Genomic DNA, 14,311 nt, shown 5'->3' with positions numbered 1-14,311 from the left:
TCATAAACTGCGCGTCAAGGGTCGTCTCCGTTCTCGCCGCTTGTCGCGCTTGAACCGGCGGCAGCCCCATGCGATCAGTGAGGCCGACTGCGCAATGACGAATGGCAAATCCTTCATGGACGACTTCCAATCCTTCGAAATCCTACCCGGCAAACATGACAAAGGCATGGTGATCCTCGCCGATCACGCGATGAACCGCCTCCCCGCGCGATATGGCCGGCTCGGCCTGCCCGATGCGGCCTTTGCCCGCCACATCGCCTATGACATCGGGATCGAGGGCCTGACGCGGCAGCTCTCGGCGAGACTCGGCGTGCCCGCGGTGCTTGGCGGCTTCTCGCGCCTGCTGATCGACCCGAACCGCGGCGAGGATGATCCGACGCTGATCATGAGGATTTCCGACGGGGCCGTCATCTCGGGCAATCATCCGATCGGGCGGCAGGAGTGGGAGTATCGTATCGAGACTTTCCATCGCCCCTATCACAATGCCGTGGCGGCAACGATCGATAAGGTGGCGAATGCCGCCGGCCGGGCGCCGCTGGTGCTGTCGCTGCATTCCTTCACGCCGGCATGGAAAGGGATCCCCCGTCCCTGGCATGCCGCAGTCCTCTGGGACAGCGACCGACGCGCCGTCGGCCCGCTGCTCGACATGCTACGCGCCGATCCGGACCTCTTCGTCGGCGACAACGAGCCCTATGACGGCGCCCTGAAGGGCGATACCATGTACCGGCACTGCATGATAACCGGCATCCCGCATGCGCTGCTCGAAGTGCGCCAGGATCTGATCGCAGACGAGACCGGGATTGCTGCATGGGCCGAACGCCTTGCGCCGATCTTTGCGGCGATGAACGCCGATCCTGCCCTGCACGAATACGACGTCCATCCGTCGCGCACCGGCCCCTATTGAATGAAGGAAAGCGAGATGACCGCGCTCAGCAAAGAACAGCAGACCGAATTCGAAGCCGCCGCCTTCCGCCGCCTCGTCGCGCATCTTCGTGAGCGCAGCGACGTGCAGAACATCGACTTGATGAACCTGGCCGGCTTCTGCCGCAACTGCCTGTCGAACTGGTATCGCGAAGCGGCCGAGGCCGAGGGTGTGGCAGTGACGAAGGACGAATCGCGCGAAATGGTCTACGGCATGACTTACGAGGACTGGAAAAATCTCCACCAAAACGAGGCCTCGCCTGTGCAAAAGGCCGCTTTTGAACTGAACAACCCGCACAAATAGCCCATCACGCGGCGAATAGGCTTGACCCTCGCGCCGCTTCGCGGCAGTCACGGGCATCCAAAATGATCATCCCAATCAGGAGAACACGATGTCTGATGCTCATGGCGTCGCCCGCGACCAGCTTCGCGCTTTCATCGAGCGCATTGAACGGCTGGAAGAAGAAAAAAAGACAATCGCCGACGACATCAAGGACGTCTACGGCGAAGCCAAGGGAATGGGCTTCGACACCAAGATCCTGAAGAAGGTCGTGGCGTTGCGCAAAAAGGACGAGCAGGAGCGCATGGAAGAGGAAGCGATCCTCGACACCTACCTGCACGCGCTCGGCATGATCGAGTCCCCGCCGGAAGGCTGATCCGACTGGTATCGCTGATATGTCGACAAGCCGCTGGAGCAATCCGGCGGCTTTTCTTTTGCGGAAAACGCGCCGGGCCGAACATCGACAGAGTCCGATCGAACCAACCAAAAGAAAAACCGCCGGATTGCTCCAGCGGTTTTTCGATATTCCGATGATCGGCACGCTCAGTTCGTGTTGAACTTGCGCACTTCCATGAAGTTGACGGCCGTGCCACTAAAGCGAGCCGGATCGACCGAAGCGGTCTTGACGTTGAAGCCTTCGGCATAGACGGCGGTCGGCTGGGCGCGCATCGTCTGGCTGACGAAGCGCGGCGCCTTGACCTGCTTGGAGGCCATTTCGAGACGGGCATTGGTCAGCGCCCACTGCGAAATCATCTTCTGCGTCAGCTTCGGCTCGGTACGCACCGTCGCGCGGCTGGCGTCTGCTGCGGCGGCCTGCTTCTGCGTCGGGCGGCCACCCTTGGTGGGAAGAGCCGGCACCACGGCGTTTTCGGCGGCCGGTTCGTCGAAGGCGTCGCCGAAGCTTGCCGACTTTGTTGCTGGCGCCAGGGCTGCGAGTTGAAGCGACGGTTTCTGGGCAGGCGTCTGTTGCGGCATCGCCGCGTTGATCGCCTGCTCCACCGTCATCTCGGGCGCATGCGCGGCGACCTGGTTTTCGTCACCCTTGTTCTGCTGGTCGAGCGCATCGGCAAGGGCAGGAGACAGTCCGCCGTCCTGATCGGCCTCGTCGGCCTCTGCTTCCGGATCGGCATTGGCCGCAGCGAGAAGCTTCTCGGCAAGGGCAGGACGTTCGACCGGCGTCGGAACCGGCATGCCGTTCGACATGGCGGGATCGGTCGACGCGACTTCGGCATCGCCGGGCGCGCGGCGCTGACCAAGAAGCGAGGGAACCGGGATGCTGTAGGCGCTGAGATCGGCGAATTGCTGCGGCTGGGCCTGATCGGCCGGGAGCGCGGCGGCTAGAGCCTGCTGCGCGGCATTACCCGAAGACGGCGCGACCAGCGCGTTTGCCACTTCGCTGCCGGCCGGCTGGTTGCTGAATGCCGGACGAACCTGCGGCACCGGCGCGTTCACATCGGCGACCTCGGTCTGCTGCGGCTCGGCAGGGGCAGGCTCGGCCTTCGGCGGCGTTGCCTTGGCGACGGCGACCGGGGCCGAATCGTCGGAATCGTCTTCCTGCTCGTCGGCTCCGCCACCGAAAAGCGCCTCAAACAGCGTCTTGTGCTTCGGTGCCGATTCGGAAGCGCTGGCGATCTCGATCTGCGTGCCGCTGGCGCGGCGCTTGTAGTCGGCCATTGCCTGCTGATAGCCCGGCAGCGGCTTGCCGTCGGCCGGAATATGGATGGTATTGCCGTTCGGGAAAAGCCGGACAAGCTCGTCGCGGCTCATGCGCGGCCAGGCGCGAACACCGCCGACGTCCATATGCACGAAGGGCGAACCGGACTTCGGATAGAAGCCGACACCGCCGACCTGCATCTTCATGCCGATGGCGCGAAGCGTCGCCAGCTTGACGTCGGGAATGAAGAAGTCCATCGCCTTGCCGAGCATGTGCTGGCTCTTTTCGGCAACGCCGGATTTGCGTGAGCGGCCGCGCAGCATTTCATTGGTCGCCGGCGAGCGGAAACCGCAGACGACGTTGATGTAGTCCCGTGAACCGCTCTGGCGATAGACTTCCCAGATCAGGTCGAACAGGCGTGGATCCATCTTCGTCGGCTGGTTCTTGCGCCAGTCGCGCAGAAAGCGGTTCAGCTGCTCCAGACCCTTGGGGTCGAACTTGCCGTTGCGCTTGTAGGTGATGACGGCTTTTTCGCCGGTATGGATGAAATAGAGCTTGAGGCTGCGGGTGTCGCCCGCTGCCTGAGACGGCGTACTGACGAATACCGGCGAGGAAACCGCAAGCGCAAGAAGGGCGGCCGCCGCCGTCCTCACTGCCTTTCCGCAGATGTCGGCGCACAAAGAACGCCAGCTCAAGCGCGAAGGCTTGGAATTCCCATTCAGATTCGGCAACTCGATCCCCGTCAGACAGACAATGTCCCGTACTGTCTCAGATGACTGTCAAATGCGGTCACACGATGGCAAAAATGCCACACATGATCAACCTTTTCTTTACATAGTGAACGAGCCACTAACAAGTGGTTTATGATCAGTAACAAATCGTGGTTGCCTGAGTCTTAATAAATAGGGCTTAAGCCGCATCTTTCTGGGGATTATCGGGGTCGATGCCGTAATCTTTGAGTTTGCGATAAAGTGTGGATCGTCCGATGCCAAGCTTGCGCGCCACTTGACTCATCTGTCCGCGATAGAATTTGAGTGCGAATCGGATGAGCTCCTCCTCGACATCGGCAAGCTTGCGCACGTCGCCTGAGGGGTTGACGCTGGCGATTGCATTTTCGGGGGTCTCGGACAGGCGGTGGTGGTGAACCTCCCCCTGCATCGGCGCCCGGTATTCTTCGCTATAGGCTTCGTCCGGGTCGAGGCCGGTATTGTCGGCGACGAGCGCCAGGTGATCCACCACTTCATATTCCGGAAGCTGGGCGGCGATCTGCGGGAAGTCCGCCTCGGTCAGCTCCGGCCCCTCGGCGAGAACGACCGCGCGGAAGATCGCGTTTTCGAGCTGGCGGATATTGCCCGGCCAGTCATAGGCGGTCAGCAGCGCCAGCGCGCCTGAGTTCACCGTCATGCGGCGGCCGTTCTTCTGCTCGCTGGAGAAGCGGTCGGCAAAGACGCGCACCAGGTGCGGAATGTCTTCCTTGCGCTTGCGCAGCGCCGGGATGGTGATCGGGAAGACATTGAGGCGATAGTAGAGATCCTCGCGGAAGTGGCCATTCTTGACCTCTTCGATCAGATCCTTGTTGGTCGCCGAGATCAGCCGGACATTGACCTTGTGGGCAGTGCGCGCACCGACGGTCTCGATCTCGCCCTGCTGCACCGCGCGCAGCAGCTTCACCTGTACTTCGAGGGGCAGGTCGCCGATCTCGTCGAGGAAGATGGTGCCGCCGTCGGCCTCCATGAACTTGCCGATGTGACGTTCGGTCGCGCCGGTGAAGGCGCCCTTCTCGTGGCCGAAGAGAATGCTTTCGACAAGGTTGTGCGGGATCGCCCCGCAATTGACGGTGACGAACGGCTTGTTCGAGCGTTCGCCGCCGGACTGGATGGCGCGTGCCACCAGCTCCTTGCCGACGCCGGATTCACCTTCGAGCACGACGGGAATGTTGGATTGAGCCGCCCGCTGAGCGAGATCGATGACGCGGATCATCGCCGGGCTTGCCGAGACGATGTCGTCGAAACCTACCGCGCCCGAGCGCGACCGGCGTCCAGCCCGTGCCTTGACCTCGCGCTGGTCGAGCTTCATTGCATTGGAGATCGACGTGGCGATGCGTTCGGGAGAGACCGGCTTGACGACGAAATCGAAGGCGCCGGCGCGCATCGCCTGTACCACGGTTTCGATGCCGCCTTGGCCCGTCTGCACGATGACCGGGATCTGCGTGCCGAATTCGTGAAGCGCGTCGAGGAATTCAAGGCCGGTCATCTCCGGCATCATCAGATCGAGCACGATGACGTTGAAAAGGCCGCTGTCGCGCTTGACCATTTCCAGGCCGATCCGGCCGTTCTCCGCCTGGTGCACGACATGGCCGTGACGCTCGATTGCGTTTTTGAGCAGGCGGCGCTGCACCGGGTCGTCTTCGACCACGAGTATTTGCCCTGCTCCCTTGAGCTCATTGTAACCGGTCATTGTCGCTCCACTTCATGCGAAACCTTGGAGGGCACTCTGGCAGAAAGGCTTGAACATCCAGTTTTGAGAAATAATTGCATTTTAACGATTGCGACGGCCGTTTTTCGTGCCGAAGCGGGGCCTTCGATGGGCCGAAAGGCCCTTGATGCGGCGCCTTCTCACGCTTATTCAAACAGACCTGTAATAAAGTGGAGAGGAATTGCGTTCATGAAAATCAAGCTCCAGCACGCCAGCCTTCGTTTGTCGCCTGCAGCCCCAGCCGGGCCCGCCGATCCGGCGCTCGGCGATCTGCCGGTCTGGAAGCTGCAGGACCTTTACCCCTCCGCCACGTCAACCGCCTTCGTCGCCGACATGGAAAAGGCGGGCAAGGCCGCAATCACCTTCGAGGAAAGGTGGAAGGGCAAACTTGCCGAGGCCGCGACGAAAACCGGCACCGAGGGCATCGGCGCGGCGCTGAAAGAATATGAAGCGCTTGATGACATTATGGGCCGGCTCGGCTCCTTTGCCGGCCTAACCTATTTCTCCGACACCACAAACCCGACCAACGGCAAGCTCTACGGCGACGTGCAGGCCAAGCTCACCGAATTCTCGGGCCATCTCCTGTTCTTCGCGTTGGAGCTGAACCGCATCGACGACGCGGTCATCGACGCCTGCATCGCCAGCGACCCCGATGCCGGCCATTATCGTCCCTGGCTCATCGATCTCAGGAAAGACAAACCGTATCAACTCGACGACAGGCTGGAGCAGCTCTTCCTCGAGAAGTCGATGACTTCGGCCGCCGCCTTCAATCGCCTGTTCGACGAAACCATGGCGGAACTCCGCTACGAGATCGATGGCGAGAAAGTGCCGCTCGAGGTCGCCTTGAACATGTTGCAGGAGAAGGATCCGGAAGTGCGCCGCAAGGCCGCCATGGCGCTCGCCGAAACATTCAAGGCCAATATCCGCATCTTCACGCTGATCACCAACACGCTTGCCAAGGACAAGGATATTTCCGACCGCTGGCGCGGCTTCGAGGACATTGCCGACTCCAGGCACCTCGCAAACCGGGTCGAACGCGAGGTCGTCGACGCGCTCGCCGCCGCCGTTCGCGAAGCCTATCCCCGCCTTTCGCACCGCTATTATAAGATGAAGGCTAAATGGCTCGGCATGGAGCAGATGAACTTCTGGGACCGCAACGCGCCGCTTCCGGAAACCTCCAGCGCCGTCATCTCCTGGTCCGACGCGAAGGACACGGTGCTGTCGGCCTACGGCAATTTCGCTCCTGAGATGGCTGATATCGCCAGGCGCTTCTTCGACGAACAATGGATCGACGCCCCGGTCCGCCCCGGCAAGGCGCCCGGCGCCTTCGCCCATCCGACGGTTCCCTCGGCCCATCCCTATGTGCTCGTCAATTACTTGGGCAAGCCGCGCGACGTGATGACGCTTGCCCATGAACTCGGCCACGGCGTGCACCAGGTTCTGGCCGGCGCGCAGGGAGCGCTGATGTGCCAGACGCCGCTGACGCTTGCCGAAACCGCCTCCGTCTTCGGCGAGATGCTGACCTTCCGCGCGCTCCTCGAAAAGACCACCGACAAGCGTGAGCGCAAGGCGATGCTCGCCCAGAAGGTCGAGGACATGATCAACACGGTCGTGCGCCAGATCGCCTTCTACGAATTCGAGCGTAAGCTGCACACTGCCCGCAAATCAGGTGAACTCACCGCCGACGACATCGGCGAACTCTGGCTCTCCGTCCAGTCCGAAAGCCTCGGGCCGGCGATCAGCATCTCCGAGGGCTACGAGACCTATTGGGCCTATATCCCCCATTTCATCCACTCGCCCTTCTATGTCTACGCCTATGCCTTCGGCGATTGCCTGGTGAATTCGCTCTATGCCGTCTACCAGAAGGCCGAGACGGGTTTCCAGGAGAAGTATTTCGAACTGCTGAAGGCCGGCGGCACCAAGCATCATTCGGAACTTTTGAAGCCTTTCGGCCTCGACGCCACCGATCCGTCGTTCTGGAGCCACGGCCTGTCGATGATTGAAGGGCTGATCGACGAACTGGAAGCTTTGGATAAGGCTTAAGAGAGCGAGTCCCTTCTCCCCTCGGGGAGAAGGTGCCGGCAGGCGGATGAGGGGGCTGCACGGCAGCCGCTCTCCTTCGCATATGCTCAGGACGTCGCTTCGCTCCACCCCTCATCTGCCCTTCGGGCATCTTCTCCCCGAGGGGAGAAGAGAGAAAATGTCTGACGCTCCCGATCGCATCCGAGCCATGGGGAGCAGAACAACTGAAAGCGTTGCGTGTCCGATCAACCCTATATTCTCTTCCGCGACGACACGACCGGCCAGGTGATGCTTTTCGCTAAGCCGTCGGAACTCATCGTCGCCAGGACGAGCACCGAATTCTTTGCCGGCCTCGCCCGCATGGAAGAAGCAAAGGCCGCAGGCAAATGGCTCGCCGGTTACATGGCCTACGAGGCCGGATACCTTTTCGAGGACAAACTCGCCTCCTTCGCCGACGAAATCCGCGAAACACCGCTTCTCCTTTTCGGCGTCTTCGAAGCCCCGCAAGCGGACACACACCCGCTTGCCCAGCCGAAACAGCGTCTGGAAAACGAGGAATTCCTCACGGCCCCGAAAGCCGCTTGGGATTTCCCTATATATAAAGAGCGTTTCGACCGTCTTCACGAGCATCTCAGGCTCGGCGACGCCTACCAGGCGAACCTCACCATGCCAGTCGAGACCCGCTGGAATGGCGATCCGCATGCCGCCTTCTGGTCGCTGATCGAACGCCAACCGGTCAAATATGGTGCGCTGGTCGATCTCGGCGGCCCCGTCATCCTGTCGCGCTCGCCCGAACTGTTCTTCCGCACCGATGAGCAAGGCTGGATCGAGACCCATCCGATGAAAGGCACGGCCAAACGCGGCGCCACCGCCGCCGAGGATGCCGAAATCATCGAAGCCATGCGCAATGATATCAAGACGCAGGCCGAAAACCGCATGATCGTCGATCTGCTGCGCAACGATATCTCACGCATCACCGAGGTCGGCACGCTCGATGTCCCGAAGCTCTTCGATGTCGAGACATATCCGACCGTCCACCAGATGGTCAGCCATGTGCAGGCAAGGCTCATCCCCGGCCTTTCGATCCGCGACATCTTCTCCGCCCTCTTTCCCTGCGGTTCGATCACCGGCGCACCGAAGATGCGGGCGATGGAAATCCTCCACGCGCTGGAGGATGCTCCCCGCGACGCCTATTGTGGCGCGATCGGCATGATCTCGCCGAGCGGCGCCATGCGTTTTTCCGTCGCGATCCGCACCATCACGCTTTTTGACGGCGGCAGGGCTGTCTTTAATGTCGGCGGCGGCATCGTCTTCGATTCGACCGCCGAGGCCGAATATGAGGAATGCCTGCTCAAGGCCCGCTTCGCCGTCGGCGACCAATGGATCGCGCGATGACGGATTTTTCGTTGATCGAGACGCTGCGCTGGCAGCCTGGCGACGGCTTCATCCGCCTGCGGCTGCATTTCGCCCGGCTTTCCCGCTCCGCCCGTCGCCTTGGCTTCCCGCAGCCGGTCGATGCCGCCGCCAAGCTCGAGGACGCCGTTGCGGGCGCCGCCGGTCCGCTGCGCATCCGCCTGACCTTCGACGCGCAGGGTCGCATCGAGGTAACGAGCGCGGCTTTCGTGCCGCTGGCGCCGGAGACGGTCTGGACGGTGCGCATCGCCGAGACCCGTCTTGATTCCACCGACAGGCTGCTACGCCACAAGACCACCCGCCGCGCCGTCTACGAGGTGGCGCGAGCCGAATATGCGCCGGATGAGGCCGACGAAGTCATCCTGCTGAACGAGCGCGGCGAGGTTTGCGAGGGCACCATCACCTCCGTCTTCCTGGATGACGGAACCGGCACGCTGCGCACTCCGCCGATCTCCTGCGGCCTGCTTGCGGGCGTGCTGCGCACCGAACTCATTTGCACGCGCAAGGCGCGTGTCGGCCGCCTCACACTGGCCGAACTCGATGCCGGCACGCTTTATATCGGCAACTCGCTGCGCGGCCTGATCCGCGCCAAACTTGTCAGGAACTGAAAATGTTCATTCTCTCCCTCACCTATCGTAAGTCCAACGAGGAAGCCGACAGGCACATGGAGCCGCACATGGCCTGGGTGAAGGAGGGTTATGCCAAGGGCTGGTTTCTCGCCTCCGGCCGCAAGGTGCCGCGCACCGGCGGCGCTATCCTCGCAATCGGCGAGCGCGCCGCAATCGAGGCTTATGTGGCAGCGGACCCCTTCACCATCCACAACGTCGCTGAATACGAGATTACCGAGCTTGCCATGACGACGACCGCCGAAGGGCTTGAAATTCTGAAACGTTGATTTTCGGTTAGATGATCTCGTCCCGATATTCGACCTTTCCCGGTCAACACTCTTTATTGTGACGCCGTTTTGTGGTTAGAGCCGGTCACCTCGCATTTCTGCGGCAATTTCAAAAAAGAATTCTTCAGGCTGAACGCCTTCGTCCCCTTCCACAGGAGAAAAGAATGACGGACAAGAACCACCCGGTATATGCCGAAATTACCGGTCCGATCGTGATGATCGGCTTTGGCTCCATTGGCCGCGGCACCCTGCCGCTGATCGAGCGCCACTTCAAATTCGACAAAAGCCGGATGGTCGTCATCGACCCACGTGAAGAACCCTCCGACATGGAAATTCTGAAGAAGCACGGCGTCCGCCACATCAAGGAATATGTCACCAAGGACAATTACAAGGAGCTGCTGAAGCCGCTCCTGACGGAAGGCGAAGGCCAGGGTTTCTGCGTCAACCTCTCGGTCGACACTTCCTCGCTCGACATTATCAAGCTCTGCCGCAAGCTCGACGTCCTCTACATCGACACGGTCGTCGAGCCCTGGCTCGGCTTCTATTTCGACAAGGGCATGAGCAACGCCGACCGCACCAACTATGCGCTGCGCGAAACCGTGCGCAAGGAAAAGGCCAAGAACCCGGGCGGCGCCACCGCTGTCTCGACCTGCGGCGCCAACCCGGGCATGGTTTCCTGGTTCGTCAAGCAGGCGCTCGTCAACCTCGCCAATGACATCGGCCTGAAGTTCGAGGAACCGGACCAGCACGATCGCGAAGGCTGGGCGAAGCTGATGAAGAAGCTCGGCGTCAAGGGCATCCACATTGCCGAGCGCGACACCCAGCGCACCAAGCATCCGAAGCCGCTCAACGTCTTCTGGAACACCTGGTCCGTCGAAGGCTTCATCTCCGAAGGCATGCAGCCGGCCGAACTCGGCTGGGGCACCCATGAAGAATGGATGCCGAAGAACGCCAAGCAGCACAAGAAGGGCAACAAGGCGGCGATCTACCTGGAGCAGCCGGGCGCCAACACCCGCGTGCGCACCTGGTGCCCGACGCCCGGCCCGCAGTACGGCTTCCTCGTCACCCATAACGAGTCGATCTCGATCGCCGATTATTTCACGGTCCGCGACAAGGACGGCGAAGTGACCTTCCGCCCGACCTGCCACTACGCCTACCATCCGGCCAATGACGCCGTGCTCTCCCTGCACGAGATGTTCGGCAATGGTGGCACGCCGCAGCCGGTCCATCACGTTCTCGATGAGGACGAACTGGAGGACGGCATCGACGAACTCGGCGTTCTGCTCTACGGCCATGAGAAGAACGCTTATTGGTATGGCTCGCGACTATCGCTCGAGGAAACCCGCCGCATCGCGCCCTATCAGAACGCCACCGGCCTGCAGGTCACATCAGCTGTTCTCGCCGGCATGGTCTGGGCGCTGGAAAACCCGACGGCCGGCATCGTCGAAGCCGACGAGATCGACTACAAGCGCTGCCTCGAAGTGCAGATGCCCTATCTCGGCCCGGTCGAAGGTCATTACACCGACTGGACCCCGCTCGACGGCCGTCCGGGCCTCTTCCCAGAGGATATCGACACCAAGGATCCGTGGCAGTTCCGCAACATTCTCGTTCGCTGAGAGTGCTCGCACAAGCTCGATGATGCCCGCCGCAAGGCGGGCATTTTTGTAACGCTGGCTGTATAAATGGCGCCCCCGCCGCGCCAAGCCTTGCCATCATGGCGGGCGCACGCCATGTTTTGCCCGAACTTGGCGGGTGACCGCCACGCCGAATCGCCGGGAGAAGCCTTATGAAAATCAGAACTGGTCTCGTTCTTGTCGGAGCCGCGGCCGCTCTTGCCGCCTGCGTTTCATCGGAGCCGCGACAGAGGGTGGTTGCAGCCGCCCCACCCGTTACGAATTCTGTTGAAGGCGAATGGACGGATGCCAATGGCTTAACCTCCACCTTCACAGGTGGGCAGTTTGTAACTCGCACAAGCGACGGAACAAACACGCAGATGGCATCGGGAACTTATACGGTCGGACCTGATCAAATTATTCAGATTAACCTTTACTCGAATGTGAAAAAAACAACCTCTCTCGTCAATTGCGCCCTCATTGGACCAACCCAGCTTAATTGCACCACCGCAACAGGGTCCCAATTCACGCTTTCCCGCCGCGGCTGAAGCGTGAGGCCATAGGCCGAGCACACCATCCGGGCCATCGCCGGTTACCTCATTCTGCTCGCAATACCGCTTGCCGCGTTGGCCGTCGTTTTGCCGGCCAACGTCTATCGCGCCCGCTGCAGGTTGGTCTTCGCCTTGCCGGTCGTGCTGATCTATGGCGTCAGCGCGCTTCCTTCGGTTCCGAATATTACCGAGGCTGTGCACGAACTCCACCGTAATGACGCCGGTGGCGAATGCCGGAGCAGCCGGCTTTTTTGTCCCGCCCCTCTTGGAAAGAGTGCCGCCTGGCCCAGCTTTCCCTTGCAGACCTATGCCGTGTCATGGAACATCGGCAAGCCGGGTACCGCCCCGGCGGACTATGGAAGGGATCGGCGAGGGGGATCTTTCGCCTCAATCAGGAGAACAGGGATGACGAAGTCTTTCAGCTTCGGTCTTTTGACCGCGTCCATGCTGGCGCTGAGCGCGGGCGCCGCCTTTGCGGATTACGAACTCAATATTCTTCATATCAACGATTTCCATTCCCGCATCGAATCGATCAACAAGTTCGATTCCACCTGCTCGGCCGAGGAGGAAGGCAAGAAGGAATGCTTCGGGGGCGCTGCCCGCCTGAAGACCGCGATCGACCAGCGCCGCCAGGCGCTATCGGGCAAGAATGTCCTTCTGCTGAATGCCGGCGACAATTTCCAGGGCTCGCTCTTCTACACCACCTATAAGGGCGCGGCCGAAGCCGAATTCCTCAACCTGATGAAGTTCGACGCCATGACCGTCGGCAACCATGAATTCGACGACAGCGAAGACGGGCTTGCCACCTTCCTCGACAAGGTGCAGTTCCCCGTCGTGACGGCCAACGTCAAGGCGACGGCTGCCTCCAAGCTCGGCGACCGCATCAAGCCCTCGCTGGTGCTCGACGTCGGTGGCCAGAAGATTGGCATCGTCGGCGCCGTCACCAACGATACGCCGGAGCTGTCTTCGCCCGGCCCGAACGTCACCATCGAAGATGACGTTCAGACCATCACCGCCGCGGTCCAGGACCTGAAGGGCCAGGGCGTCAACAAGATCATCGCGCTGACCCATGTCGGCTATCCCCGCGACCTCGCTTTCATCGCCAAGATTCCCGACGTCGATGTCGTCGTCGGCGGCCATTCGCACAGCCTGCTGTCCAACACCGATCCGAAGGCCGAAGGCCCATATCCGACGATGGTCGACAATCCCGGCGGCTACAAGGTGCCGGTCGTCCAGGCCGCCTCCTACAGCAAATATCTCGGTGATATCGTCGTCAATTTCGACGATAACGGCGTCGTCAAGGATGCCAAGGGCGACCCGATCCTGATCGACTCGTCCTTCACACCCGATCCGGCTGTCGTCACCCGCGTCGCCGAACTGGCAAAGCCGATCGAGGAATTGCGCAAGAAGGTGATCGGCGCCTCCGAAGGCCCGATCGAGGGCGATCGTAAGGTCTGCCGCGTCAAGGAATGCTCGATGGGCAATCTGGTGGCCGACGCCATGCTCGACCGCACGAAGAACCAGGGCGTCACCATCGCCGTTCAGAACGGCGGCGGCCTGCGTGCGTCGATCGATGGCGGCGATGTCACCCAGGGCGAGGTCATCACCGTCCTGCCTTTCCAGAATACGCTCGCCACTTTTGAGGCCACCGGCGCAGACATCGTCAAGGCGCTCGAAAACGGCGTCAGCCAGATTGATCAGGGCGCCGGCCGCTTTCCGCAGGTCGCCGGCCTGAAATTCTCGTTCGACCAGTCGAAGCCCGTCGGCAGCCGCGTCAGCGATGTCCAGGTGAAGGAGGGCGACAATTTCGCTCCGATCGACCAGGCCAAGACCTATAAGGTCGCCACCAATAACTTCATGCGGGCCGGCGGCGACGGCTATTCGATCTTTAAGGAAGGCAAGAACGCCTATGACTACGGTCCGGATCTTGCCGACGTGACAGCCGAATTTTTGGCCGCCCACTCTCCCTATAAGCCCTATACCGATGGCCGCGTCACAGAAATCGGCGCGACCATAGCACAGGCACCCGCTGCCGAACCGGCTACTCCCGCTCCCGCGCCGGCAGCACCTGCACCGGCAACAGAGCCCGCGCCTGCCCCTGCGACACCCGCACCGGCTACCGAGCCCGCCCCTGCGGCACCGGCCACGCCAGCACCAACCACCGAGCCTGTCCCTGCTGCGCCAGCCCCGGCCACGCCAGCAGCACCCGCGCCTGCTCCGGAACCAGCGCCGGCTGCCTCCGCGCCTGCCACCACGACGCCGTCCACCCACGTCATCGCGGCGGGCGACACCTTCTGGGACCTCGCCGTCACCTTCTATGGCGATGGCACCCTGTGGCGGAAGCTCTCGGAGGCGAACGGCAGTCCGAACCCGCGCCACCTGACGGTTGGCAAGGAGATCGAAGTTCCGGCGAAATAAGACAATTTGTCCCGGTTGCAACGGCCGGTCCGGGGTTTCCCGGGCCGGTTTTTCTTTCTATAGGGTGAA

Annotated in this window: 12 protein-coding genes; 10 read left to right on the top strand and 2 right to left on the bottom strand. The window is 61.5% G+C overall.

What is annotated here, in order from left to right:
- The first annotated feature begins 115 nt into the window (after positions 1-115).
- The 3 genes from EFR00_RS13715 to EFR00_RS13705 all read left to right on the top strand — a co-directional run bounded on the left by EFR00_RS13715 (position 116) and on the right by EFR00_RS13705 (position 1,577).
- Entirely contained in the window at positions 116-904 is a 789-nt protein-coding gene (locus tag EFR00_RS13715) for an N-formylglutamate amidohydrolase (RefSeq protein WP_077990856.1), read from the top strand.
- Positions 905-919: 15 nt separating this feature from the next.
- Entirely contained in the window at positions 920-1,225 is a 306-nt protein-coding gene (locus tag EFR00_RS13710) for a DUF1244 domain-containing protein (protein ID WP_009996634.1), read from the top strand.
- Between the two features lie 88 nt (positions 1,226-1,313).
- Complete coding sequence (locus EFR00_RS13705) at positions 1,314-1,577, top strand: DUF2312 domain-containing protein (RefSeq protein ID WP_003585771.1); 264 nt, start codon at positions 1,314-1,316, stop codon at positions 1,575-1,577.
- A gap of 167 nt (positions 1,578-1,744) precedes the next feature.
- Here the strand turns inward: EFR00_RS13705 and EFR00_RS13700 are convergent, their stop codons facing one another.
- Positions 1,745-3,586, bottom strand: coding sequence for a peptidoglycan L,D-endopeptidase MepK (locus tag EFR00_RS13700; protein ID WP_077990619.1), 1,842 nt, complete (start codon positions 3,584-3,586; stop codon positions 1,745-1,747).
- Positions 3,587-3,764: 178 nt separating this feature from the next.
- Entirely contained in the window at positions 3,765-5,312 is a 1,548-nt protein-coding gene (locus EFR00_RS13695) for a sigma-54-dependent transcriptional regulator (RefSeq protein WP_077990622.1), read from the bottom strand.
- Positions 5,313-5,519: 207 nt separating this feature from the next.
- On the opposite strand from EFR00_RS13695, the gene EFR00_RS13690 reads away from it, so the two are divergent.
- From EFR00_RS13690 to EFR00_RS13660, 7 genes are all read left to right on the top strand, one after another.
- Entirely contained in the window at positions 5,520-7,373 is a 1,854-nt protein-coding gene (locus EFR00_RS13690) for a M3 family oligoendopeptidase (protein WP_077990625.1), read from the top strand.
- A gap of 267 nt (positions 7,374-7,640) precedes the next feature.
- The gene (locus EFR00_RS13685; RefSeq protein WP_210281937.1) at positions 7,641-8,747 is read left to right on the top strand and encodes an aminodeoxychorismate synthase component I; all 1,107 of its coding nucleotides are present in this window, start codon (positions 7,641-7,643) and stop codon (positions 8,745-8,747) included.
- Complete coding sequence (locus EFR00_RS13680) at positions 8,744-9,373, top strand: aminotransferase class IV family protein (protein ID WP_077990858.1); 630 nt, start codon at positions 8,744-8,746, stop codon at positions 9,371-9,373. Before EFR00_RS13685 ends, EFR00_RS13680 begins: the two co-directional genes overlap by 4 nt.
- A gap of 2 nt (positions 9,374-9,375) precedes the next feature.
- Positions 9,376-9,660 carry a YciI family protein gene (locus EFR00_RS13675; protein WP_077990632.1) on the top strand — a complete coding sequence of 95 codons (285 nt, stop codon included), beginning with the start codon at positions 9,376-9,378 and terminating at the stop codon, positions 9,658-9,660.
- A 164-nt stretch (positions 9,661-9,824) separates the two neighbouring features.
- Positions 9,825-11,276, top strand: a complete 1,452-nt coding sequence (locus EFR00_RS13670; RefSeq protein ID WP_077990635.1) for a homospermidine synthase — start codon at positions 9,825-9,827, stop codon at positions 11,274-11,276.
- 170 nt (positions 11,277-11,446) lie between these two features.
- Positions 11,447-11,821, top strand: a complete 375-nt coding sequence (gene omp10, locus EFR00_RS13665; protein ID WP_077990638.1) for an outer membrane lipoprotein Omp10 — start codon at positions 11,447-11,449, stop codon at positions 11,819-11,821.
- Positions 11,822-12,229: 408 nt separating this feature from the next.
- Positions 12,230-14,242 carry a bifunctional metallophosphatase/5'-nucleotidase gene (locus EFR00_RS13660; protein WP_077990640.1) on the top strand — a complete coding sequence of 671 codons (2,013 nt, stop codon included), beginning with the start codon at positions 12,230-12,232 and terminating at the stop codon, positions 14,240-14,242.
- The last annotated feature ends 69 nt before the right edge of the window (positions 14,243-14,311 follow it).

The organism is Rhizobium sophoriradicis (genome assembly GCF_003939025.1).
Classification (GTDB): domain Bacteria; phylum Pseudomonadota; class Alphaproteobacteria; order Rhizobiales; family Rhizobiaceae; genus Rhizobium; species Rhizobium sophoriradicis.
Note: the sequence above shows the minus strand (reverse complement) of the source record. Positions and strands in the feature narration are given on the sequence as shown.

Coding starts and splice junctions, on each gene's coding strand:
- EFR00_RS13680 (WP_077990858.1), top strand. CDS start 8,744: ATGACGGATTTTTCGTTGATCGAGACGCTGCGCTGGCAGCCTGGCGAC.
- EFR00_RS13670 (WP_077990635.1), top strand. CDS start 9,825: ATGACGGACAAGAACCACCCGGTATATGCCGAAATTACCGGTCCGATC.
- EFR00_RS13660 (WP_077990640.1), top strand. CDS start 12,230: ATGACGAAGTCTTTCAGCTTCGGTCTTTTGACCGCGTCCATGCTGGCG.
- EFR00_RS13685 (WP_210281937.1), top strand. CDS start 7,641: ATGCTTTTCGCTAAGCCGTCGGAACTCATCGTCGCCAGGACGAGCACC.
- EFR00_RS13675 (WP_077990632.1), top strand. CDS start 9,376: ATGTTCATTCTCTCCCTCACCTATCGTAAGTCCAACGAGGAAGCCGAC.
- EFR00_RS13690 (WP_077990625.1), top strand. CDS start 5,520: ATGAAAATCAAGCTCCAGCACGCCAGCCTTCGTTTGTCGCCTGCAGCC.
- EFR00_RS13695 (WP_077990622.1), bottom strand. CDS start 5,312: ATGACCGGTTACAATGAGCTCAAGGGAGCAGGGCAAATACTCGTGGTC.
- EFR00_RS13710 (WP_009996634.1), top strand. CDS start 920: ATGACCGCGCTCAGCAAAGAACAGCAGACCGAATTCGAAGCCGCCGCC.
- EFR00_RS13705 (WP_003585771.1), top strand. CDS start 1,314: ATGTCTGATGCTCATGGCGTCGCCCGCGACCAGCTTCGCGCTTTCATC.
- omp10 (WP_077990638.1), top strand. CDS start 11,447: ATGAAAATCAGAACTGGTCTCGTTCTTGTCGGAGCCGCGGCCGCTCTT.
- EFR00_RS13715 (WP_077990856.1), top strand. CDS start 116: ATGGACGACTTCCAATCCTTCGAAATCCTACCCGGCAAACATGACAAA.